General features: G+C 46.2%; 18 protein-coding genes and 3 tRNA genes. 11 read left to right on the top strand and 10 right to left on the bottom strand.

Translation table 11 applies throughout. From position 1 onward, the window contains the following. Positions 1 to 212: 212 nt before the first annotated feature. Positions 213 to 2,375, bottom strand: coding sequence for a CBS domain-containing protein (locus QUA03_RS10730; RefSeq protein WP_333211911.1), 2,163 nt, complete (start codon positions 2,373 to 2,375; stop codon positions 213 to 215). A 145-nt stretch (positions 2,376 to 2,520) separates the two neighbouring features. Here QUA03_RS10730 and QUA03_RS10725 point away from each other — a divergent pair, with 145 nt between their 5' ends. Both QUA03_RS10725 and QUA03_RS10720 read left to right on the top strand, forming a co-directional pair. After that, positions 2,521 to 5,079 carry a PhoD-like phosphatase gene (locus QUA03_RS10725; protein ID WP_333211910.1) on the top strand — a complete coding sequence of 853 codons (2,559 nt, stop codon included), beginning with the start codon at positions 2,521 to 2,523 and terminating at the stop codon, positions 5,077 to 5,079. A gap of 424 nt (positions 5,080 to 5,503) precedes the next feature. Continuing rightward, the gene (locus QUA03_RS10720) at positions 5,504 to 5,722 is read left to right on the top strand and encodes a hypothetical protein (protein ID WP_333211909.1); all 219 of its coding nucleotides are present in this window, start codon (positions 5,504 to 5,506) and stop codon (positions 5,720 to 5,722) included. A 73-nt stretch (positions 5,723 to 5,795) separates the two neighbouring features. On the opposite strand, the gene QUA03_RS10715 is transcribed toward QUA03_RS10720, so the two are convergent. The 4 genes from QUA03_RS10715 to QUA03_RS10700 form a co-directional block, all read right to left on the bottom strand. Beyond that, a tRNA-Thr gene (locus QUA03_RS10715) sits at positions 5,796 to 5,867 on the bottom strand. A 73-nt stretch (positions 5,868 to 5,940) separates the two neighbouring features. Continuing rightward, a tRNA-Tyr gene (locus QUA03_RS10710) sits at positions 5,941 to 6,022 on the bottom strand. A 197-nt stretch (positions 6,023 to 6,219) separates the two neighbouring features. After that, positions 6,220 to 8,040, bottom strand: coding sequence for an ABC transporter ATP-binding protein (locus tag QUA03_RS10705; RefSeq protein ID WP_333211908.1), 1,821 nt, complete (start codon positions 8,038 to 8,040; stop codon positions 6,220 to 6,222). A 289-nt stretch (positions 8,041 to 8,329) separates the two neighbouring features. Then, positions 8,330 to 8,470 (bottom strand): hypothetical protein, encoded by a 141-nt coding sequence (locus QUA03_RS10700; RefSeq protein ID WP_172188980.1) that lies wholly within the window; start codon positions 8,468 to 8,470, stop codon positions 8,330 to 8,332. A 219-nt stretch (positions 8,471 to 8,689) separates the two neighbouring features. On the opposite strand from QUA03_RS10700, the gene QUA03_RS10695 reads away from it, so the two are divergent. The 4 genes from QUA03_RS10695 (at position 8,690) to QUA03_RS10680 (ending at position 12,239) form a co-directional block, all read left to right on the top strand. Continuing rightward, a tRNA-Gly gene (locus QUA03_RS10695) sits at positions 8,690 to 8,761 on the top strand. A gap of 252 nt (positions 8,762 to 9,013) precedes the next feature. Further along, positions 9,014 to 9,418, top strand: coding sequence for a hypothetical protein (locus tag QUA03_RS10690; protein ID WP_333084666.1), 405 nt, complete (start codon positions 9,014 to 9,016; stop codon positions 9,416 to 9,418). Positions 9,419 to 9,422: 4 nt separating this feature from the next. Then, on the top strand, positions 9,423 to 10,688 hold the full coding sequence (locus QUA03_RS10685; protein ID WP_333211906.1) for a glutamate-5-semialdehyde dehydrogenase: 1,266 nt from the start codon (positions 9,423 to 9,425) through the stop codon (positions 10,686 to 10,688). 408 nt (positions 10,689 to 11,096) lie between these two features. Further along, a complete protein-coding gene (locus QUA03_RS10680; protein WP_333211904.1) occupies positions 11,097 to 12,239 on the top strand; it encodes a fatty acid desaturase in 1,143 nt (380 codons plus the stop codon). 118 nt (positions 12,240 to 12,357) lie between these two features. On the opposite strand, the gene QUA03_RS10675 is transcribed toward QUA03_RS10680, so the two are convergent. Further along, complete coding sequence (locus tag QUA03_RS10675) at positions 12,358 to 14,061, bottom strand: lipoxygenase family protein (protein WP_333211903.1); 1,704 nt, start codon at positions 14,059 to 14,061, stop codon at positions 12,358 to 12,360. A 321-nt stretch (positions 14,062 to 14,382) separates the two neighbouring features. Further along, positions 14,383 to 15,516, bottom strand: a complete 1,134-nt coding sequence (locus tag QUA03_RS10670) for a class I SAM-dependent methyltransferase (RefSeq protein ID WP_333211901.1) — start codon at positions 15,514 to 15,516, stop codon at positions 14,383 to 14,385. Positions 15,517 to 16,074: 558 nt separating this feature from the next. On the opposite strand from QUA03_RS10670, the gene QUA03_RS10665 reads away from it, so the two are divergent. The 3 genes from QUA03_RS10665 to QUA03_RS10655 all read left to right on the top strand — a co-directional run bounded on the left by QUA03_RS10665 (position 16,075) and on the right by QUA03_RS10655 (position 18,113). Next, a complete protein-coding gene (locus QUA03_RS10665; protein WP_333211899.1) occupies positions 16,075 to 17,130 on the top strand; it encodes an adenylate/guanylate cyclase domain-containing protein in 1,056 nt (351 codons plus the stop codon). Between the two features lie 36 nt (positions 17,131 to 17,166). Further along, positions 17,167 to 17,595: an NUDIX domain-containing protein gene (locus QUA03_RS10660; RefSeq protein ID WP_333211898.1), complete on the top strand. Its 429-nt coding sequence runs from the start codon at positions 17,167 to 17,169 to the stop codon at positions 17,593 to 17,595. A gap of 62 nt (positions 17,596 to 17,657) precedes the next feature. Continuing rightward, positions 17,658 to 18,113, top strand: a complete 456-nt coding sequence (locus tag QUA03_RS10655) for an HD domain-containing protein (RefSeq protein ID WP_333211896.1) — start codon at positions 17,658 to 17,660, stop codon at positions 18,111 to 18,113. A 62-nt stretch (positions 18,114 to 18,175) separates the two neighbouring features. On the opposite strand, the gene fabG is transcribed toward QUA03_RS10655, so the two are convergent. Continuing rightward, entirely contained in the window at positions 18,176 to 18,940 is a 765-nt protein-coding gene (fabG, locus tag QUA03_RS10650; RefSeq protein ID WP_333211894.1) for a 3-oxoacyl-[acyl-carrier-protein] reductase, read from the bottom strand. Positions 18,941 to 19,013: 73 nt separating this feature from the next. On the opposite strand from fabG, the gene trxA reads away from it, so the two are divergent. Together trxA and QUA03_RS10640 are read left to right on the top strand one after the other, a co-directional pair. Further along, a complete protein-coding gene (gene trxA, locus QUA03_RS10645; protein WP_333211892.1) occupies positions 19,014 to 19,331 on the top strand; it encodes a thioredoxin in 318 nt (105 codons plus the stop codon). Between the two features lie 87 nt (positions 19,332 to 19,418). Further along, positions 19,419 to 20,012, top strand: a complete 594-nt coding sequence (locus QUA03_RS10640) for a hypothetical protein (protein WP_333211890.1) — start codon at positions 19,419 to 19,421, stop codon at positions 20,010 to 20,012. 54 nt (positions 20,013 to 20,066) lie between these two features. Here the strand turns inward: QUA03_RS10640 and prmA are convergent, their stop codons facing one another. Further along, positions 20,067 to 20,957: a 50S ribosomal protein L11 methyltransferase gene (prmA, locus tag QUA03_RS10635; protein ID WP_333211889.1), complete on the bottom strand. Its 891-nt coding sequence runs from the start codon at positions 20,955 to 20,957 to the stop codon at positions 20,067 to 20,069. A 183-nt stretch (positions 20,958 to 21,140) separates the two neighbouring features. Beyond that, positions 21,141 to 22,724 carry a phosphoglycerate dehydrogenase gene (gene serA / locus QUA03_RS10630; protein WP_333211887.1) on the bottom strand — a complete coding sequence of 528 codons (1,584 nt, stop codon included), beginning with the start codon at positions 22,722 to 22,724 and terminating at the stop codon, positions 21,141 to 21,143. Positions 22,725 to 22,767: the final 43 nt, after the last annotated feature.

The following is a 22,767-nucleotide window of genomic DNA, read 5'->3' as shown; positions in this document are numbered from 1 at the left end:
TCGCTAATTTAGGATGATTGCATTTACGTCATACAGCCTAGTTACACAAAGGCTTTAATTGTTTTTGGAGATGTCTACTGATACCAGTTGAAAAAAAGAATGCAACTGTAGGCCCGTGATCCAAACCACGAGCTTAATGAGTCATTTCCAATTCTTCAATTCTTCAATTCTTCAATTTTTAAATCTAAAATCTAAAATCCTATGACTGCTGACTAATGACCACTGACGATCGGAATCTCGATCGCAAATTCAGTGCCCCGTCCAGCTTCCGAAACGCAATCGAGTCGCCCCCCGTGCTGTTCGACAACTAAATGGTAAGAAATCGACAGTCCCAACCCAGTGCCCTTGCCGACTGGTTTGGTAGTAAAAAACGGGTCAAATAATTGGTGGCGAATCTCATCCGGTATGCCCCGCCCGTTGTCGGAAATGCGGATCGCGACAAAATCGCCGCCAACAACTTCAGTACGAATTTTAATTGTGGGAACAGTCAATGGAGAATTAGGATTTGACGGGGGTGAATTTTTCGCATTTCTCGCCGCCCATTCCCCTTTCTGGATTTCTTCATCCAAAGCATCAATAGCATTGCCGATAATATTCATGAACACCTGATTGATCTGACCGGCACAGCACTCGATGTTGGGCAAATTGCCGTATTCTTTAATAATGTGAATAGTTGGATGTGCGCCGTGGGCTTTGAGCCGGTGCTGCAAAATCAACAAAGTGGTTTCAAGTCCCTCGTGAATGTCAACGAGCTTGATGTTAGATTGATCCGATCGCGAAAAATTACGCATCGACACAACTATTTGGCGGATGCGCTCGGTTCCTACTTGCATAGAAGACAGGATCTTAGATAAGTCTTCTACCAAAAAATCGACTTCCATATCTGCTGCTGCTTTCCGAATTTCCGAGACGGGTTCGGGATAGTGCTGCTGGTAAAGTTGCAACAGTTGGAGCAATTCTTTGATGTAGTGGCTGGCGTGGGAAAGGTTGCCGTAGATAAAATTAACAGGGTTGTTAATTTCGTGAGCGATACCGGCAATCATTTGTCCCAAAGAAGACATTTTTTCGGTTTGCACCAATTGAGTTTGAGTTTGCTGCAACTTTCGCACAGTTTCCTCTAATTGCTGCGCTTGATTTTTCAAGCAAGTTTGCTTTCGCCGCAGGACTTCTTCAACTCGCTGGCGCTTGATAATATCCCGTCTCAACAATTCATTTGATTCTAAAAGTTGAGCGGTGCGTTCTTCAACTTGTTGTTTTAAGTCGTCGTGAGCTTGGCGCAGAGCTTCTTGAGCCCGCTGCCGCTCTAAAATTTCTTGCTGCAAAAGTTCGTTGGCTTTCTGCAATTGGGTGGCTCGATCGTCCACTGCTTGTTGCAACAGCTCGATCGTCCCATACATTTCAGATTGGTTAAAAACTTGCGGCAAACTTGTCTGAGACACAACGCCCAAAAGTTCTCCCTGGTTGCCAACTACTACCAAACGACGGACGCAGTGGCGCTGCATGGACTGGTGGACACTCCAGAGGGAATCGGCGGGAGATATGCAAAATAAAGGCGCACTCATGGCCCTTGCTGCTGGGATTTCGGAGAGGTTTAATTCGAGGGCGTGAAACTGCACGATGTCGCGCTCGGTGACAATGCCGATCGGAATTTGATAATTTTGTGTTGGTGCGATCGCCCGATCAGGATGCTGAGTTGGCTCTTGGACAATGACGACGGAACTAACTCGATGCTTGACCATGAGCTGGGCTAAATCGAGGGCTGAGGCAGTTGTTGGGGCCCAAATGACTTCTTTCGTCATCACATCTGCTGCACAGCGCAAATTGGTTAGCAAGTTAATCGGTTGCAGAGCTTCGTGAATGGCTTCGCGGGTGATGATGCCGACAAGTCGCGAGTCGTCGTCCACTACGGGCAAATGCCGGATGGAGTGCTGGCGCAACGTGAACATAGCTGTGAAAATATCTTGAGACTCGGATTGTTTGAGGGTAATGGGCGATCGAGTCATTACGTCAGCAATTGTCAGTCCGACTGTACAAGCTGCGACGGTAGTTAGCTTGACGATATCCCGTTCTGTAAAAATGCCGATCGGGCGATTATCTTCGACGACTAATACGCAACTGCGCTTGGCTGCGCTAGCAACAGCGTTTTGTTTTTCGCCACAAAGGTGACAGGAGACGCGCATCGGGTTCATGAGAGCCAACACCTGGGCGATCGGGGTTTCTGGAGCCACGGTGAGGGGGTGGCGGTCGATCGCCCTATCTAAGGGCGAGGAGTAGATTGGCCGGCTGTTGGGCCGTCCAGCGGGTTCTGATGATGTAATTACCGACAAGTGCGGGGCTGAATCTCGGAAATGTTGTAATTGTTCTTCTTGTAGCATGATTATTAATTTTACTTAATGAGTTGTTACAATTTTGGAGACTTGGGTTGGCAGACTTAGCATTAATTAAGCGAGTGACAGATGCTTGATCGCCTAAAATCTGATTGCTAGAACACTCTTATTTAATTTTTATTTTTTAAATCCTATGTCGTGGACTCCCTTAAGTCATCGAATTCATCACTTGCCGCTGATCCTTGCGGGCCCGATTTTGCGCCGGACTGAAAGTCGGGCCGTGACAGTTTGGCTGGCTCTGAAAGCACCCCGCCAAGTCGAACTCAAGGTTTATTCGACGGAGGGCGGAACCGGCGAAATTGTCGATCGGCCATTGCTGCAAGGTGCGAACTCTACCGTACAGCTCGGCAAATACCTGCACGTAGTCGCGGTGACTGCTAAACCAATTAATAGCAATGTCTTGACATCTGGGGAAATTTATGCTTATGACATCAAGTTTGCGGGGAGTAGCGAGTCGCCGTCGGCGGGTGCAGTCCCAGAAAATGAGAAAGAAAATCTCATTTCTTGCCTGTGGCCTGCCACTCCTGATTTATCGGCTTTGGGGCCGGAGACGATTAGTTATTTCGCTCACCAGTTGCCCACTTTTGCCCTGCCGCCACAGGATTTAAACTATTTGCGTATCGTTCACGGTTCTTGTCGCAAGCCCCACGGAGACGGCAGAGATGCGCTGCCAATCTTGGATAATTCGATCGAACAGTTTGCAGGTACGGCAAATAGCAGGCCCCACCAACTGTTTTTAACCGGCGACCAAATTTACGGCGACGACGTGGCCGATGCGATGCTGTGGGCTTTGACGGATGCTGGCGATACCCTGTTGGGCTGGGAAGAGAGTCTACCCCTGATGGATGATGCCCAAATTAAAAAGAATTTGTGTATCAGTATACCTAAAAATTCGGCAAACGAAAATGCAGGTGGCCAAGAGAGGGAAATTTTTAGAGAGTCCCCTATTCAGAAACCATCTGATGCTGAATATGAGTCCAAAAAACCAATTGAGTTAAAACCGGGGACTCGCAGCGATATTGCCAGAGATTTTGGCGGCTTTACGGCGATGTTGGTAAATAAACCCGCCAATGCTAAAAGTCACTTATTTAGCTTGGGCGAATATTATGCGATGTATTTGTTAGTTTGGTCGCCGGTACTCTGGTGTACGAGTTTTCCGAAGGGTAAGGATATTTGCCCAAATTCTAAGCAGGCAAAAGTCTGGGATAGAGAAGTTGTTGAACTTGACGGTTTTGCTCGCAATTTGTGGAGAGTGAGGAGGGCGCTAGCGAATATTCCTACTTATATGATTTGCGATGACCATGATGTTAGCGACGATTTTTATTTGAATCGAGAGTGGTGTTACCGGGTGCTGGGGAAGCCGCTGGGACGACGGGTGGTGCAGAATGCTTTGCTGGCTTACGCTGTGTTTCAGGCTTGGGGAAATACGCCTGCACAGTTCGATCGCGAAAAACCGGGAGATAAATTATTAAAGGCGGCTGAAAAATGGTCGGCTTCGGCGGGGACTGATGTTTCTGCTTGGGAGGAGGCGGCTTCGTATTTGGGAATTCCAAAACTCGATCCGAAAACTCATTTGCCTAAGTTGAAATTAGATGAAGATGTTTTTATTTTGGATCGAGATGACGAGGGTGTAAATGAGGTTTTGAATTGGCATTTTATTGTGAGAAGTTTTAAGCATGAGGTGATTGTGCTGGATACGCGGAGTTGGCGGGGGTATCCGGTGAAAAGCGCGATCGATCCGCCGATGCTTTTGACTCACAAAGGTTTTGAGGAGCAAATTCAGCAGCCTTTGCAAGAAACTAATTTGCTGAATAAAACTGGGGAGTTTGAGATTGAGGCGACGCTAGTAGTTGTGCCGACAAATTTGGTTGGTTTGTGGATTATTGATGCGGTGCAAAAGCGGGATGTGGAACAGGGGAAGGTTTTTAATAGCGATGCGGGGGATGCTTGGAATTTTCACGAGTTGGCTTTTGTGAAGCTGTTGTCGGAGTTTTTTAAGCAGCGCGATCGGGTGATTGTGTTGAGCGGGGATATTCACTATGCTGCTGCTGTGCGGCTGAGTTATTGGTCTGATTGTCATTTTGGCGATTCTCGATCGAATATTGAGCCTTTGAATCTGGCGAATTATCAATCAAATTGTCACTATTCTGTGTTGGCGCAGTTGACTGCTAGTGCTTTTATCAATGAAGAGTGGAAAACGCATTTAATTCATACTAAGATTAAGTCGCTGCTTCCTGAGCGATCGCACGAATGTTTGGGATGGAATGAGCCGCTGGAATTAATGAAAATCCCCAGGAGTAGCAGAAAGAAAGCTCTGGAGGCTGCTGTTAGGAATAGACAATCTCTACCTGACTGGGGTTATCGGATTGACTGGATTAAACGGCAAAGAGCTCGGGTATTTTTGCTGCTAGAAAAGGGAACTCCGTCAGATAGAACACATAAAAATAAACAATTGTCATTCCTGCGTAGGTTGTGGAATTTTATATCGCTGTTGTGGCGCAATCGCTGGCTGCAAGAGGGTGATGAGATTGTGGGATATAGCAATATTGCGATCGTCAGTTTTCAGTGGCCTGCGGATAGTGATGGGGAGAAAGCGGTGATCCAAAATGTTTATTGGCGGCCGCTTTGGGAGCCGAATAGTGTGGTTTACAGTCAATATTTTGTGCCGCTGGGATTGGATGAGGATGATTAGATTCCCGATTTCTTGAACAAGTCGGGGATTTGGATATGGGTACAATATTGTGATGAGTTTGTGGCAGTGTCCGCCGAGGGGAAACCCTAGTCTCATAGCTAAAGTCGGTTGGAACTGAGATGTTACACCATTTTCAAGAACGGGCAAGATGCCCGTTCCACCAATAGTCCGGACAGTTTTCAATCACTAACGGCAGAATGAGGGTTTCAGCCTTCTCAGTGAGGTCGAATGCTAACGGTAGAATGAGGGTTTCAGCCTCGATCTCAAAAACTGTCCGGAGTATTGTTCCACAAGAGATGAATTTTATTGTGGAACAGGCATCTTGCCTGTTCATAAAAGATTTATCGAGAATGGTGCAACATCTCAGTTCCCACTGAGATGTTACACCATTCTCAACTACCCATACTGCCAGCCACTAACAGTGATGTCAAAACCGTGCTTACGAGCTAAACTATGGGTACGATCGATATTAATTAACAGCCCCAACACTACCAGAGATAGCAACAAAGTTTCTCTAGTAGTCGCAGAATTTCCAGAGCCGGCCGACCTGCTCAATCAGTTCAAAGCCAGACGCAAAAAGTCGAGGGCAGACTTGGCAGATATGGAAGTCGTTTTGGACATATTAGAAAACCATCAGCACTAAAGTTGAGCGGAAAACTAACCTTGTTACTGTGCGATGAGCGTGAAACTCTTGATAGATATAGCAGAGAATAGCAAGCCCGTGACGAGATTTGAACTCGTGACTTCCTCCTTACCAAGGAGGTACTCTACCACTGAGTTACACGGGCATAAAAAATTAAGAATCTCCAATTAAAAAATTAATTTTTAATTCTTAAATTTTAACTGTTTATTAAATTGAGGTGGGCCGAGCTAGATTTGAACTAGCGTAGGCGTAGCCAGCGGATTTACAGTCCGCCCCCATTAACCGCTCGGGCATCGACCCATTTCCATCACAGTTATATATCCTAGCACCACAATCTTTATTTGCAACATTATATTTGAAACTCTAATCATTCAGTTAAGAACACATAAGTGAGTTAGCGGTAGACGGGAAAATTGAACACTGTTTAAGGTGTGCATTGCTACGTCTAGGCTGGGTGTCCGCCCGGAGCACCCTAAGTCTAGACTAAGAGGAAATCCCTAATTCACTAATTCCCCGGTTTCTTGCAGGGAGTGCAGGCGGCGGTAAATGCCTTGTTGACTCAAGAGTTCGTCGTGGCTGCCAACTTCGACGATTCTACCGCCGTCGAGTACGACGATCGCATCGGCTTCGCGAATTGTACTCAGTCTGTGGGCAATAATTATGGTGGTGCGCGTACCGAGGATATTTCGCATGGCTATCTGGATCGATCGCTCGCTTTCATAGTCCAAACTAGAAGTAGCCTCATCAAAAATTAACACATCCGGCTCCACCAACAGCGCCCTGGCAATCCCCAATCGCTGCCGCTGACCGCCTGACAAGCGCATTCCTCGCTCCCCGACAACGGTATAGTAACCTTGGGGCAACAGCCGCACAAAATCCTCTACTTTGGCAATGCGACAAGCATCCTCAACTTGCTCGAAAGTTGCATTTCTGTTTCCGTAAGTCAAATTTTCCAGCAAAGTACCGTTAAAAACGTCTACTTCTTGGTGGACAATGGCTAAACGCTGGCGGTAGCGAGTCACGTCTAAGCTGCGAATGTCTTCTCCGTCGATCAGAATGCGGCCGGAGTTTGGTTCAAAGTAGCGAAACAGAAGTTTAACTAAAGTCGATTTCCCGGAACCCGATCGCCCGACTAATGCTACAGTCTGACGGGGATGAATCAATAAATTCACATCTTGCAAAACGGGTTTTTGGCTGTCGTACCCGAATGTCAAACCGCTGAACTCAACTTTGCCGGTAAATTTATAAGGTGGCTGTGCCGATTGAGCATTTTCTGCTAAATTGACCGCATCCACACCGTCTGGCGTTTGCATAAACTCGTGGAACCGGATCATTGAAGAATAACGCCGTGCCAATAATTCGGCGATAACGCTAATCGGACGCAGTTGGGAATATGCCATGCTTGCCAGGGTGTAGACGGTAACAAAATATCCGAGGGAAATTTTGCCTGCAACCGTGGCTGCTAGGCTAAAACCGAGGACTGAAAACAAACACAACTGGACGATCGTCTGCTGGTATGTCCCCAGGATGACGTATCCTTTGTGAATGCGGTGGATCACGACTTTTGATTCGCGATCGAGTCTGGTTGTTTGCCTTTTGAGTTCATGGCTTTCTGTCGCAAAAGCTTTGACTGTTTTGATGTTGGTGATAATTTCCGAGTTGCGGCTTTCGGTATCTTCGATGTATTCATCCAGACTTTCTTCCTGCGCCGTCACCTGTTGCAGGCCCTTTAAGGTGAAACTGAGGATAAATAGAAATGAAACCAAAATTAATAAGCCAATCCGCCACTCAATTAAGCAGATAACGGCAAAAATGCCGATTAAGCGAACGACTTCGGGGATGAATTCGCCGGCAATTTCTGGGTAAGTCCAAGTATGGTTGGCGATGCCTTTGGCGATGCGGCTGGCAATCCGTCCGGCGTTGTTTTCGTCGTAGAATTCTAGGGGTAAGGTGAGGATTTTGCCGATCGCACTTCTCATTTGATCGCGCCTTGCCCTCAATGGTATCGCCCAGTGGAACCAATTTCCCACCCAAGGCTGTACCGGTGCTTTGGCGACTGTTACCAGAAAAATTATGCCCAGCAAGACGGATAGCGATAATATTTTGTTGGGTGAGTGCTGGGTAACGGAGGCGATCGCTGTTATGAGTTTTTGCGTTACTGTATCTGTAGGTTGACCCGACAATACGTTTAATATTTGACCGATCGCGTAAGGTACAAGCAAATCGGTTAGTGCCAAAACGCTGGATGCGCCTATGCTATAAACTGAGATTTTCCAGTAGCGACTGTAGTATTTGAAGATGTCCTGAAAGCTTGCCATAAATTCTTGTTGAGATACAACCCTTGCAAACACTTGCATCTAAAATTGCGCTCTCGGCGCGCTTTGTTTACAAGTGTACTACAAAAGTAGTTGATCGGGGAGTCATCTCGGCTCATGCTAGCGAGTCGCCCGATCGGGTGATTTATGGCAATCATTGGATCGTCCGCAATCGATCCGGATTCCAGGGCCATCAATTCCAGGCTAACGGCAAAAAAATGCAAAAGACAGAATTTTTCTTAAATTCTGCCTTCTGAGCAAGGCCTGATAAGTTTTACGTTTGAGTAGTCTGTTAGCTGAAGGTGTAGGCTGATTGCAGCGCCCACCAGATCAAGAAGCCGATTCCGCCGGCAATGACAATCGCCGAAATGGCGATCGCTATAGGACTGTCAGCTCCCTTGAACTTCATGATTCCGCGATTTAAATCTGACATGACAGTGTTCTCCCACAATTCCAGCTTGATTGTAGCTTTGCCGTCGGCGGATGGCGGTCAATTTTCACGGCAATTACTGATTTGGTTAATGATCTGGCTGCTGAAATTTCCGGTGGGGATAGGCTTTGGGGGTTTTTACAGGGTATCTGAAAAAAAACTTACTAAAAAGACTTGACAAATTTCGAGAATTGAGACAATATTGTTAATACCGCAGGAAATGCGGGTGTAGCTCAGTGGTAGAGCGTCACCTTGCCAAGGTGAATGTCGCGCGTTCGAATCGCGTCACCCGCTTTAGAAGATAAAAAAATCAAGGAAACCGGAAAGTAGATCAAGAAAGTTTTCGGTATCCTCCTAATGAAGGATGGTTGAAAATACCTAAGTTAGTGGTAAGATTGAATGCAGAACTTGCAAGTCAAAATTGCCGATCGGGCGTGATCTCGGAACAGGCAGTTGAAAGCCTCGCTTTGGCGGAATTGACAAGTTTGATTAAGTGGATATGTTAACGATTATTTTTGTAAAAACGCTTTTTTTATCCGATCGCTAGTGCCCTCTCAAAAAGCTCCCAAGATTGACTTAAACGATGAGTACCCCTGTCCTTGCCGACGCCGGGGTCGTCTAGTTCCCATAACGTTGACAGAAGCCTTGGGCTGCAACCGCTGTCAACAAATATTTGTATTGGACGAAAGTGGATACGTGATCGAGCAACTATCAACGAACTATCCTTACAAGCAGGCTTGGCGGTGGACGGGCAACCAGTGGAACAGAGCGCATCCGGGTTTGAAGGCTTATTACTTGCCACTGGCTTTGGGTATGATATTGGTGCCGCTAGTGATTTGGTTGCCCTTGGCGCTACACTCGCCTGGCCCGAATATTATTCTGTGGGCAATGGTCGCGGTGCTGCTAGCAATGCTGCCGGCGCTGATGGTATGGCTGGCTTATAGGCGTTAGCTAGATGATAATAGAGGATTTTACCCATTCATCAGATGCCGCAAATGTCGCGCGTCGCGCTTATCAAGCTTCTTTGGAGTTGGCTGCGACAAAGAGTGCTGATCGCGCTGCAGGTTTGCAGGCGATGGCGGGCTCGCTGAAACGCCGGCAAAATGACATTTTAGAAGCAAATACTCTGGATCTAGAAGCGAGTCGGGACATGGCGATTCCCGAGTTGATTGTGGAGTGGCTGAAGCTGACGCCGGAACGGATCAAGACAACTGTGCAAATTCTGCAACGGTTGGGGGAAATGCCAGACCCGATCGGTAGGGTGATCAATGCTTCTTATCAGGTCGATCGCTGTCAGGTTTACTGTCAGTCGCTACCACTGGGGGCGATCGCTCTCATTTACGAGGCATTTCCAGAGTTGGGGGCGATCGCTGCTGGTTTGTCTCTCAAAAGCGCTAACAGTTTGATTCTTAAAGGCGGCAGCGAAAGCTGGCAAACTAATACAGTAATTGGAGAAGCTTTGGTTTCGGCGATCGATGAGGTCGGTTTGCCATCGGGATGTTTGCAGATACTGCCGCCGGATCGGGGCGCTTCGATCCGAGAATTGGTCACTCAAGACCAATATCTCAATTTAATTATTCCCTACGGTAGACCAAGTTTGGTGCAGCAGGTGGTTAGGCTGTGTACAGCACCAGTTTTGAGGTCGGCAATGGGAAATTGTTACCTTTATTGGTCGCCGACTGGTAGTTTGGAGATGGCAAGGTGGATGATTTTGGACAGCCATCAAAGCGTTCCCGATCCTGTTAATGCGATCGAGAAAGTGCTGATCGATCGCAACCAAAAGCCTTCTTCCCTAGTCAGGCTGTGGAACAGTTTAAAAGAAAAAGGCTTTCAAATTAGCGGCGATGCGGATCTTGTTGCAGATTTCCCAGAGTTGAAGCTGGCGGAACCATACGAGTGGACTCAACCGTATTTAAACAAAACCATCGCGTTTAAAGTTGTCGATAGTTTAGAGATTGCGATCGGCTGGATCAACCGCTACAGCAGCGGTCACGCTGACTGCATTGCCACTGAATCTTACTTAGAAAGTCGCCAATTTGCTCTGGATGTTAACAGCGCCTCAACTTTTATAAATGCCTCACCTCGGTTTTGGCGTTATCAAAATCGGGGAGATGCGATATTTTTGGGAATGTCCAACCAAAAAGGTTATCGCCGGGGATTGATCGGGTTAGATACGCTGACGACAATTAAAGAAATTGTTCAGGGAAACGGACTTTTTTAATCTTATAAGCTGTTCAGCATTTAAATTTTTTGCCTGAAAGCCATGGTGCAAGGAGTCTAGGCTTCAAAAATCCCAATTTAAATGCGTATCAGCTTAGGTTATTTAGGATTGGTTATTGGGATTAAACCAAACTGAAAAGTGGGAGACTATTATCGATGCGTAAGCCTTTAATAGTTGTTTCTAAAATTTTCTTTATGGGATATAATATCTTCGTAGAACAATCAGGCAGCCTTGATCTAAAGCAATTTGATCGCCAGTTCTCGGATAGCCACAGTGGAGACAGATAAAATCTCCGCATCCTAACAATAAGCCGCCGGATTTATGTGTGGGTTCAATCTCAAATCGGGTACGGGATCTAATTAAATTTAGAAACTTATTAACTCACATGAAAATACTCTTAGCGATCACATGAAATCAGAAAAATCACTCAATACTCTAGACAAGGCGGCAACGCCGACTTTAGGCGGCGAAGAAACGCTAATTCACCACTCGGTATATGTTAAAAAATTGCGTCCGCTGCTGCCGTCAGATGCTTTTGAACCAGATCCTAGCAAGTTAGCAATACTACTCATCAACGCTGCTATTTTATTGCTGGGATGGGGAATTGCTGCTAATCTCGATCGCTGGCCTGTCTATCTTTTAGGGCTTTACTTACCTTTAGCCGTCATCATGGGCAATAGTATCATAGTTTTGCTATTTAGCTCCCACGATTTGATGCACGGTAGCGTTCAGAAAAAGTCGCGCCTCACTTATCCGATCGCCTTTTTGGGACTAAGTATGCTGTTTATGCCGCCTACTCAGTGGAAAAATCTGCACAACCTCGTACATCACAATAACACGAATTCTTTGGCAGACCCCGATCGCAACTATCTGTACCAGCAACCAGATACTTGGGGAAAATGGATTCAAAATCTGTTTGTACCGTCGGTGGAAGTCAATCCGCTGTGGTTAATTGTAGGGATGGCCGGTTCGTGGTTAGTGCATAATTTCCGCAATCTCACCTCGGTACTGTTCTTTAACGATAAATCTGTCGATTACGTACCGGCTGCCTTTACAGTTAGTCCTAAAGATAGATTGACAATCGCATTTGAATGTCTGGGAATTTTAGGGATTCATGCGAGTATTTTGTTCTACCTGGGATTTCATCCGCTCAAAATCGCTCTTGCCTACTTTTTGCCGATCGCAATTGGTCATGCAGGCGCCATGTTTTACATCTATACCAACCACATGGGTTGCCGGATGACCGTCATTAATGACCCGCTGATCAACAGTATGTCAGTGCGGGTTCCTAAAATATTTGACCTGCTGCACTTAAATTTTGCTTACCACACAGAGCATCATATTTTCCCCAGCATCAACTCAGATTATTATCCGATGGTGCAAGAGTTGTTGCAAACTCACTATCCTGGACGCCTGAATTTAATCGATGCTGGCAAAGCTTGGCGGTTGCTGATGCAAACACCCCGGCATTATCAAGATGAAGTCACCTTCTCTGATTCCTCTGGTACAATGTGCGTGAATTGCTCGATTGTTGAAGACTATAAAAGCTGAGAATTCGTATTGCAACTCACATCTTGAACCACGCTGAAGAACAGGCTTTTGGGCCTGTTCCACAAAGAATGAATTTTCGTGTGGGGTGGGCGTCTCGCCCGCCCCAAAAAATACAATTCTACATACTGATGCTATTGAGTACCAACGAAGGCTTGAGAGCAAAATAAGGGATTACTCGTTTTTGATTGTTAGCATCAATCTTTTGTTCTGCCATATTCAAATTTTGCTGGAACTGTCTCGTTAAAAATTCGATCGGCGTTCCCTCAAAAACTTCATCGAAGCTCATCCGGTAGAGTTCTCGGAAAGATTTATCGTAATAACCTAAACGGTCATATCGATAAGCTGACAAAATAAACATAATTTTCAGTTGTTCAGCCGCTCGCTTGTACGGAGGAAGCAACCGTAAAATGTCCTTTTCCGTAATCACTTCAAGAGTTCCCGCAGCAGTAATTTTGGGAATATCTCGGTAGGCTGCCAAAGGCATATTGGCAGAAAAACTCATGTATTCATACTGGGGAAAATTGACTGCTGAATGCTGCGGGCCACAGGTAAAAATTATGGTTGTGACAATTTTAATTAATTGTTCAACTGTGTCGATTTTGCTGGGCATTCCTTTGACTTTACCGCCCTCATTCGAGGCTAATTCTTGGGCCCAAGTTTGCAGTTCCACATCTTGGACGAGTGCTTCATTTGTCGGGTAAAAGAATTTGAGATAGTCACATACAAAGGTTTCGATCGCATTCCACAGCAGCAATCCATCATCTCGGTAAGGATAGTGAGGCAGTTGATTTGGATCGTCCATGCCCCTATTTTTCAGTTCGGTTGGGAAGGCAAATTGATCCAGACTCCAGTTACTGCAAGCCTCTCTAGCTATTTCCATTGTCTCTGGCAAGCTACCGCTTAGCAAGTCATCGACTGGCCCGCCCGGAGCGATCAAATAAGAACGTGCCAGCTCGTTGTTAGTCAACATAAACCGAAAGTGCGGTTTCAGCAGCAGGCTAAGGGGATGATTTTTAGCCAACTGTCGGGCGGTGACGATCGCGATTGGTTCCATCACCAAATGAGTTCGACCTAAATGCGAACTCATTTCGTGGTGATTGGCATCTGCTACTTGCACGCAGAGTTTCGCAAACAGCCAATCCACAGGAGGATCGAACGGGGTGTAAAGATGGCTATTTGGCGTCGGATCTAGTTGAATGGCGATCGGCACCAGTTCACCGCGATCGCGGATTCCCGTCCACCGCCAAGCGAAAAAAGCTCGCGGTTTTGGCAAGAATTTTCTGCCTTTTTCATAGCTGCCACCTCCAATTTTTGAAGGCGCGCGATAGTGTTGGTCGCTACCCGTATAATCGGCAATGTAAATGTTTTTTTGTTGCAACTCTTGACCCAGATCGAATAATGGGTGAAAGCTGGAAATTTGTGCCAGTGTTTGCGCCCGAGGATCTCCGGCATCTAACAAACGAAGCACCATCGGATTTGCTCCAGACAGGCGCTGTTCTGCAAAAGAGCGATCGGTTTGGTAGATTTTGGCAACAGCAGGTAGCGGCAGCAGAGTAAAGAAATCTTCATAGTCTTGGAGCTCATCGAGAGGATCGAGAAAACTTCTCGAATCGGCCGCCAGCATATTTCCGGGAAGTTCCGATGTTGCTAGTATCCGCTCTCCAATATACTTGCTCGAAAAGTTCTCGACTGGTGGCAGATCTTTCAATAATGCCAAAGGTGATAAACTGTCATGGTCAAACTGATAAGCTTGTTGCTGGCGATTCAAGGAATCGCGGCGCTGTTCTGGGTTCGGGTCGTCTTGAGGAAGAGAAGGTTTCATATTGTCTACCATTGTATAAATCAACCCTTTTTTTGTAGTAAAATATCGGATATCATCACTACCGATCGAGGATGGAATTTAAAAAGTATTGTGCAGGCTCATGCTTGATATAAGTCTTATTCACCGATCGATCATCTGATTCCGGACTTTTTTAAACTCAGACAAATTTCTCAAAAGAATGCAACACTTCTAGATCGCCCTAAATCTAGGTTGAAAGGTTTCATTATCCGGATAAGTAGCTCGCACTTGAGAATCCCGACTTCTCCAAGAAGTCGGGGCTCGTGGTGTTAGGTTTTTTGAGCTCGGTCTACTGATTAGCGATTAGGCATGAGTCATTAAATATTGACCGTTGCCGTTATATTCGCCGTCGCAACTCGCGAAATTAGACACAAACCAAATCAAGTAAAACCGCCAGATGCGACGAAATTTGGCATAGTCGATGCCGTAGTCCAAATCTTTGACTCTTGCCTGAGAATCGTCAAAGTTTTTTAGCCAGTTAGCAAAGGTTGTGGAGTAATTGTATCCGTTGATATACCATCTTTTAATGGTTTTGAGGTCTTTGTTGTAGCTGGGAACGGCATCGTATTTCCAGTAACGGCCGTGGGGGAAAATGTATTTGTGGGTGAAAACACTGGATATATTGTTGGGGGTGCGAACTGTAATGATGTGAATGAAAACTTTGCCTTTATCCTTCAGGAAAGATGCCAGCTTTTGGAAAGCTTTCGTTAAATTGCCTACATGCTCAAAAACTCCGATGGAGAGAATTTTGTCAAATTTTGTCTCGAAGTTGGCGTCGTTCAAATCGCCTTCATATAGGGTAAATCGACCTGAACTAAGGTAGCTTTCGGGGTATTGCATCTTCTGACGCATATACTCGCATTGGTGGTGGCTGAGGTTAATCCCCGTAAAAGTGACATTGGGAAATTTGGAAAGAATGTAATTGGGAACGCAACCCCAACCGCAGCCAAAGTCTAAAATATTGTCGCCATCCTGAATTTCTAGCTTCTCAATCACATCATCAATCATTTGGATTTGCGCTTGTTCAAGGTTGGCGGCTCCTTTTTCCCATAATCCCATGCTGTATTTAGGGTAAATGAGTTTTCCGTCACCTAACATCGGATTCAGCATTGCTTGAGGTAAGTCGTACTGAATCTTCATTAAATCCCGCGACCCCTCGGCTGTGTGATCTGTTTCTGTTAGTACCCATTCGTAGGGTGCAAGCAAGGACGGGAAATGCTTAAAAAAGACGGGCATACAGGTATCAAAAAGCGATCGCAATACTGAATCTGGGACTTCTAATCCGTTGATGTAAGACTCTGCTACTGCCATTTGCACCGTGTTAACTGCACTGACTGCGAGGCGGGTTGCTGCGTAGGCGATCGGACTTTTGATATGTACATCTCCCACTATGGGAATGTGCTTTTCGATGTTTTGTAAGGCTGTTGATGAAGTCATGGTTATACTGGTTTTAAAGATGCTGCTATTCTATCTCACCAAAATTAGCTGGTTGTTACAGAGCAAAAAAGCTGAAACTATTGCCAAGTAAGGTTTGCACAGCAAAACTTTCCCAAATTCTAAAAATATATGGCTGTTGAAGGAGATTTGATAACGGATTTATAGGGCTTTGGGGGAGATTAATTTTATTAAGAATTATGTCAGTCCATTTTAGATTTTAGATTTTAGATTTTAGATTAACTCCACAGCTTGAATTGGGGTATTTTCATCTCACGGTGAAAATTGTAGTGTTCAGTTATACCATTCTAGATTTTAGAATTGAGAATGAATGATCAGCTAAGAGTGGGACTATTGCCTAGAGTTGCATTCTTTTTTTAAACTGGTGTCAGTTGGGCGGTTGAGCTGATGAAACGAGAAGCAAATGCCGATCGCGACTTATAGTTAAGGAATCAGGGGAGGGGAGACAGAAAAAATGCCGAGAAACCGGGTTTGCATACAGGTTCGCTGCAATAACAGATGTCCGCGAGATTCCTCGCTAATTAGCTAGACGCGCCATATATGCCACAGATTCACTATCTGCCGGACGATCGCACGATCGAGATAGACGACGACGATATAATTCTCGAAGCTTCTCTGCGTGCCGACATTCCCCACACCCACATCTGCGGCGGTAGCGCCCGATGTTCAACTTGCCGGGTATTGATTGTCGAAGGTTTGGAATTTTGCTCTCCGCGCACTTCGCCGGAAGAGGAACTTGCCCAAAAATTGCGTTTAGAACCGGAAATTAGGCTAGCTTGTCAGACACAGGTTGCGGGCGGCAAGGTGATTTTGCGCCGATTGGCGATCGATTCTGAAGACTTGGAATCCTTTAACGACGAAATGGCAGGAAAGTCAATTTCTGCTCCTGTGGGTCAAGAGAAGAAAATTGCAATTTTGTTTGCCGATATTCGAGGGTTTACGCCTTTTGCAGAATCGCTATTGCCCTACGATGTAATTTATATTTTAAATCGCTATTTCCAAAAAATGGGTTATGCAATCAACCGCAACAGCGGGATGATTAATAATTATATGGGAGATGGTTTTATGGCGCTGTTTGGGTTGGAAAATTCAGACAGGGCAGCGGAACAAGCGGTGAGGGCTGGGGTGCAGATGCTGGAGGAACTAGAGAAACTCAATCCCTATTTTGAGACTCTATACCGTCACCGATTGCGGATTGGAATTGGTATACATTACGGGTGGGTGGTTGTGGGGAATTTGGGGGCATCGAAGAGTCAGACAGTTACGGCGATCGGAGATGCGGTGAATTTTGCCAGCCGGATCGAGGCTGCTAATAAGCAAGTGGGAACCAGTTTACTGATTTCCGAGGAGACTTATCAGGAAGTTAAGAAATTGGCGATCGTCAATCAGTGCGTATCCGTGCAAATTCCGGGGAAAAGTGGCGAATATCCGCTGTATGAAGTAGTCGGGATGCCCCCGCTGCCCGTGGAAACCGAAGAAGTTTCTGAAGTCACCGACAACTCTATTTGGCAAAGTTTTGTCAATAAATTGTTGGCTTTGTATGCTGCGGTATACAATGGGATTAGGCAAATTTGGAGTCAAATTAAAAAACTCTAGAGCAATTTTTTTTAGTTGTATTATTCCCTCGATCGGATGAATATTCCTCAGTCAATAGTTCGCATTTTTCTCATGCTTCCCAACGGTCAGATTGGGGCACAACTGCGAGATAATATTCCCGGTATTGCCAGTCAAGGAATGCTTTCTACTTTTGGTGGTGGCGTGGACATTGGAGAAATTCCACAGCAGGCAGCAGTGCGAGAAATGGAGGAAGAAACTTGCCTCACAATCAATGATTACACAATGGAGTTTATCGCAACTTTTACTCACCAAAAGACCCAAAATGATAGAAAGGTTTTACAAAAAAACCACCTTTTTTTGGCGATCGTTAGCGATTGTGATCAAATAGAAATCAAAGAAGGTGTGGGTTTGGTAATTTTGAGAAAAGATGTAGAGTTTGAAAAAGTCAACGCAGGTGAAGGTACTCAAATGGCTTGGAAATTGTTGCAGGAATATTTAAAATAAAAACTCCCACACAACGTTTCCCCCGCGAGGAGACTGAAACTTTAATAGAGAACTTCTGTACTATGTTGTCAAATACGAATTCAGAGTACGAATTATTACTACAGCGGGCGATCGCGATCGCAGCAAAAGCTCATGATGGGCAGGTTGATAAGGCAGGCAATCCCTATCTCGATCATCCGCTATTTGTGATGGAAAATGTAACTTCTATAGAACATAAAATCGTAGCGGTTTTACACGATGCGGTCGAAGATTCTGAACTTACACTTGAGCAACTTAAAAGCGAAGGTTTTCCTGAAGTTATCGTCTCGGCGATCGAGGCGATTACCAAAATAGAAGGAGAAGCTTATCCAGCTTATTTAGAACGTGTTATTGCCAACCCCATCGCACTGCGAGTCAAAATCGCTGATGTTACTCATAACCTTGATATTCGTCGCATCGCCAATCCCACAGAGGCAGATTTTCAACGCCTTGCCAAATACAAAAAAGTCCTCAGTCAGTTGCGTGCTGCCTTAAAGTAATTATTAACCGCAAATATCCGCGTTCATCCGCGTGTATCTGCGGTTAAAAAAATCCCCAAATCCTAAGCCATCACCATCCCCCCATCCACATTAAAAACCTGCCCGGTTATATAAGCCGCCGCCGCATCTGCCGCCAAAAACTTCACCATCCCCGCAACTTCCTCAACTTCCCCATATCTCCCCAGCGGAATATACTTCAAAATCTCATCAGACTTGACATCCTTAGTCATATCTGTAGTGATAAAACCCGGTGCAACCGCATTCACAGTAATCCCGCGACTCGCCAACTCCTTCGCCACAGTTTTAGTAAATCCAATTACCCCAGCTTTCGCCGCACTGTAATTAGCTTGTCCCGGATTGCCCATTTGTCCAGCAACCGAAGCAATATTAATAATTCGGCCACTTCGCTGTTTTAGCATGATTTTACTGGCAGCTTTCGCACACAAAAACACGCCAGTTAAATTCAAATTAATTACCGCTTGCCAGTCTTCCAACTTCATCCGCAGCAGCAAAGTATCGCGAGTAATGCCGGCATTGTTCACCAAAATGTCAATTCGTCCCCATTTTTCCATGACATTACTGGTGAGTAAATCTACTTGGTCAGTTTTTGAGACATCTGCTGCAAGTGCCACAGCTTCTCCTCCAGCAGCGACTATTTCTGCTACCACCTCATCAGCAGCAGCACTCGAACTCGCATAGTTTACGGCGACTTTAGCGCCCTCTGCTGCTAGGGCTACAGCAACGGCGCGGCCGATTCCCCGCGACGCACCGGTCACGACAGCAACTTGACCCCGCAATCTCTGAAAAGTCTCTGGTAATAATTCCATAATTGTATCCTCGCAATCTACCAGAGAATTTTGCACTAAAATCGAGCCAGAACCAAAAAAATTATTTTGTCTTATGGCAGTTCAAAAACAGTTCAGCAGTTTTGAGGAAATACTATCGGGCTCTGACTTGCCGGTGTTGGTAGATTTTTATGCTACTTGGTGCGGGCCTTGTCAGATGATGGCAGGGATTTTGGAGCAAGTGAGCGGTCAATTAAAAGACAAGCTGATGGTTGTCAAAATTGACACGGATAAGTACGACCAGTTGGCGTCGCAGTATCACATTTATGCTTTGCCGACTTTGGTGCTGTTCAAAAATGGCGCTGAGGTCCATCGCATTGAGGGAGTACTGCAACCGGCGCAGTTGATCGATCGAGTGCAACCTTTCTTGTAGCACGAGCCAATTATCTCACACGTAGGGTGCGTCAGCTCATATCTGATTCATTATGAATAAGATAATCCTAGTTGACGAACCCTACCTATGAAGACTCCCAGCCACGCTATTATCAATCTCGCTATTCTCGGCAAACCGCAACTGCCGCAAGCTAATCTCATTATTGTCATTGGCGGAATTTTGCCGGATATTCCGATATTTTTATTTTACTTTTGGGCGAAATACATTGCTCGCTTGCCCGCAGCTACAATTTGGTCAAAAGCATATTATGAGCCTTTTGTGCAAGATATTGTGGCTCTGTTCCATTCAATTCCCCTTGCGGTTATTGGTTTGCTAATTGCTTATTACTTTGGCTGGCAAAGTGTGCAAATTCTGTTTGTCAGCATGATACTACACTCTCTGGGAGATTTGCCTGTCCACAATGACGACGCTCACCGGCACTTTTTTCCGTTCAGCAATTACCGTTTTATCAGTCCGTTTTCTTATTGGGATAGGAAGCACTATGGGTCAATTGTTTCTCTAGTGGAAATGTTGTTAGTGCTGATCTCAACTTACCGCGTTTTTGGTTTTGTTAATTCTTATACTGGAAAAACGTTGTTGATTTTGGTGAATGGTTTTTACTGGGCTGGCGCGGTTTATTTTCAGGTGCGACATTTATTTAAATTCACTTCCCAAAGATGAAACATGAACTCAAAATTACCAATTAGCAGTTAGGAATTAGCAATTACCATATTGTTAACTACGCCGAATATTAAAACAACACCAATCTTGGCGCTTCCACAGAGTAGCCACAATCCAGCCGTGCTGTTCGAGAGTGTCAGCAATTGGCTTAGCTTGTTCGAGCAAAATGCCGCTGAGCACGGCCCAAGTAGTTGGTTTGCTAATTGCCGTGAACTGCGGGATTAAATCAATGATTACTTCTGCTAAAATGTTGCAGATCAAACCGTCGATCGGCTCATCTACCATTTCTTTCAAGCGATCGATACTTCCGAGCTCTGCAACTAACTGCTGAGAATTAACGCGGTTGAGTAGTCTATTGCTAATGGTCGATCGCACTGCCAAAGGATCAGTATCCAAAGCATAAACTTTTGTAGCGCCCAACAACACCGCGCCGATCGACAAAATACCCGATCCGCAGCCGATATCAGCAACGATACACTCTTTGTCATCAAAACCGAGCCGCATTTCCAGGGACTCCAGACAAAGTTGAGTAGTGGCGTGAGCACCAGTACCGAAAGCCACACCCGGATCTAAACGCAAAATAACGCGATCGGTATCAGTCGGTAAGGGCAGCCAGGCCGGATTAATTAAAAAGCGATCGCCCACTTCTTGAGGCTGCCAGTGCTCCTTCCAAGTGCTGCCCCAGTCCTCATCTTCAATCAAATCCCACTGCATCGCAGGTAGGGGCAAACCTGCACACAGAGCATCTTGGCGCAGCCACAGAGACAGAGCGGCCAAATCCAGCAATCCTGCCTGTTCTTCGGGCAAATAAGCCGACATCAGGCAGGAATTGCTTTTGAGTTCAGTAGCAGTTCCCTGACAGTTAAATCGTTCCAGACGCCAAAAGATGATATCTTCCAGCGCCGGATCGCAAAGAATTCTAATTTCCCACCAGCTATGTGCCATACAATTTTAGATTTTAGATTTTAGATTTTAGATTGGCCCAGGGGAACTGGAGACTGGGAACTGGAGAGTGAGGAAGGAGGATTGGCTAATAGAAAAATTCCCGCTTTCAGGCTAATTACCAATGATCAATTACCCATTACCAATTATCAGCCCTGGCATCCAAAATCTAAACTCCCAAATCCGTCAAAGATTTACCGTGTAAGCATCCCGAATTCCCGGAACTTTTAGGATCTCGGCCAGTATCCCCTCTGGTAGAGGGTCATCAAGGCTCAAAACCATCACCGCATCGCCTCGCACGATTTTACGGCCTACCTGCATACTGGCAATATTGACATTAAAACTGCCCAATTGGGAACCAATTTTGCCAATAATCCCCGGCATATCGCGGTGCAAGGTAAACAGCATATGGTGAGTGGGGGAAACGTTGACGGGGAAATCGTCAACGCTGGTAATCCGAATTTCGCTTTCGCCGAGCACTGCACCTGTCACGGTGTGTTCGCCGAGAGTTCCCTTGGCCGAGAGGTGCAGGGAGCCGGTGTAGTCGCGAATTGAGGCGTCTCTGGTTTCGACGACGCGAATTCCGCGTTCTTTTGCTTCGATGCTGGCGTTGACGTAGTTAACGCGCTCTCGCAGGGCTTGGGAGAGCAGGCCTTTGAGGGCGGCAACGACTACGGGCTGGCTTTGGTTGCTGGCCAATTCGCCTTGCAGTTGAACGTTGAGGTAATCGACTCGGCCTCCGGCTAGCTGGCTGACGAGGTTGCCGAGGGTTTCGGCGAGTTGCAAGTAGGGTTTGAGTTTTTCGATCGAGTCTGGGTAAATTCCTGGTATGTTGACAGCCGATCGCGCTGGCAGCCCCAACAGTACATCGCGGATTTGTTCAGCAACGTCGATCGCCACATTTACCTGAGCTTCCGCTGTGGATGCTCCCAAGTGGGGCGTCAGCACGATGTTCTGGCCGACACTCCGCAACGGGGAATCAGCTTCCAGCGGTTCGTGTTCGTAAACGTCCAAAGCTGCGCCGGCGATCTTGCCTTCTTTGATGGCTTCTGCGAGGGCTGCTTCGTCGATGATGCCACCTCTGGCGCAGTTTATGATGCGGGCCGTGGGCTTCATTTTCGACAGCACTTCAGCGTTAATTAAGTGCAGGGTTTCCGGCGTTTTGGGGATGTGCAGGGTGATGTAGTCGGATTCGCGCATCAGCAGTTCGAGTTCTACCAAGCGGCAGCCCAACTGGTCGGCTCTTTCGGTCGAAATGAAGGGGTCGTAGGCCAGCAGTTTCATGCCCATTGCTTTGGCTGCGGCGGCGAGGTGGGAGCCGATTTTGCCCAAACCGACGATGCCGAGGGTTTTTTTGTAAACTTCTACGCCGAGAAAGCGGTTGCGTTCCCATTTACCCCCTTTGACGGATTCGTTAGCTTCCGGGATGTGGCGAGACATCGAGAGCATCATGGCAAGCGCGTGTTCGGCGGCGGCGATCGTGTTGCCTTCGGGGGAATTGACGACTACAATTCCTTTGCGGGTAGCGGCGGGTACATCGACATTATCTACGCCGACGCCGGCTCTGCCGATAATTTTGAGTGAATTCCCGGCTTCTATGATTTCTTTGGTAACTTGGGTGCCAGAACGGATCATTAAAGCGTCGTAATCTGGAATAATTTTTACCAGTTGTTCGGCTGAGAGTCCTGTGTTTACGTCAACTTGCGCGACTTGGGAGAGGATGTCAATTCCGGCTTGGTCGATCGGATCGGATACTAGAACTTTAGGCATAGCAAGCAATTGAGTGCAATAGTAAAAATAGACCGAGCGTTGG

The organism is Microcoleus sp. S36b_A4 (genome assembly GCF_036700645.1).
In the GTDB taxonomy this organism is placed as follows: Bacteria; Cyanobacteriota; Cyanobacteriia; order Cyanobacteriales; family Microcoleaceae; genus Microcoleus.
The sequence above is the reverse complement of the archived record's forward strand: the minus strand, read 5'-3'. Positions and strand labels throughout refer to the sequence as shown.

What these genes read in the sequence shown, in the direction of transcription:
- QUA03_RS10730 (WP_333211911.1), bottom strand. Translation starts at nt 2,375, where the DNA reads ATGCTACAAGAAGAACAATTACAACATTTCCGAGATTCAGCCCCGCAC.
- QUA03_RS10725 (WP_333211910.1), top strand. Translation starts at nt 2,521, where the DNA reads ATGTCGTGGACTCCCTTAAGTCATCGAATTCATCACTTGCCGCTGATC.
- QUA03_RS10720 (WP_333211909.1), top strand. Translation starts at nt 5,504, where the DNA reads ATGTCAAAACCGTGCTTACGAGCTAAACTATGGGTACGATCGATATTA.
- QUA03_RS10705 (WP_333211908.1), bottom strand. Translation starts at nt 8,040, where the DNA reads ATGGCAAGCTTTCAGGACATCTTCAAATACTACAGTCGCTACTGGAAA.
- QUA03_RS10700 (WP_172188980.1), bottom strand. Translation starts at nt 8,470, where the DNA reads ATGTCAGATTTAAATCGCGGAATCATGAAGTTCAAGGGAGCTGACAGT.
- QUA03_RS10685 (WP_333211906.1), top strand. Translation starts at nt 9,423, where the DNA reads ATGATAATAGAGGATTTTACCCATTCATCAGATGCCGCAAATGTCGCG.
- QUA03_RS10680 (WP_333211904.1), top strand. Translation starts at nt 11,097, where the DNA reads ATGAAATCAGAAAAATCACTCAATACTCTAGACAAGGCGGCAACGCCG.
- QUA03_RS10675 (WP_333211903.1), bottom strand. Translation starts at nt 14,061, where the DNA reads ATGAAACCTTCTCTTCCTCAAGACGACCCGAACCCAGAACAGCGCCGC.
- QUA03_RS10670 (WP_333211901.1), bottom strand. Translation starts at nt 15,516, where the DNA reads ATGACTTCATCAACAGCCTTACAAAACATCGAAAAGCACATTCCCATA.
- QUA03_RS10665 (WP_333211899.1), top strand. Translation starts at nt 16,075, where the DNA reads ATGCCACAGATTCACTATCTGCCGGACGATCGCACGATCGAGATAGAC.
- QUA03_RS10660 (WP_333211898.1), top strand. Translation starts at nt 17,167, where the DNA reads ATGAATATTCCTCAGTCAATAGTTCGCATTTTTCTCATGCTTCCCAAC.
- QUA03_RS10655 (WP_333211896.1), top strand. Translation starts at nt 17,658, where the DNA reads ATGTTGTCAAATACGAATTCAGAGTACGAATTATTACTACAGCGGGCG.
- fabG (WP_333211894.1), bottom strand. Translation starts at nt 18,940, where the DNA reads ATGGAATTATTACCAGAGACTTTTCAGAGATTGCGGGGTCAAGTTGCT.
- trxA (WP_333211892.1), top strand. Translation starts at nt 19,014, where the DNA reads ATGGCAGTTCAAAAACAGTTCAGCAGTTTTGAGGAAATACTATCGGGC.
- QUA03_RS10640 (WP_333211890.1), top strand. Translation starts at nt 19,419, where the DNA reads ATGAAGACTCCCAGCCACGCTATTATCAATCTCGCTATTCTCGGCAAA.
- prmA (WP_333211889.1), bottom strand. Translation starts at nt 20,957, where the DNA reads ATGGCACATAGCTGGTGGGAAATTAGAATTCTTTGCGATCCGGCGCTG.
- serA (WP_333211887.1), bottom strand. Translation starts at nt 22,724, where the DNA reads ATGCCTAAAGTTCTAGTATCCGATCCGATCGACCAAGCCGGAATTGAC.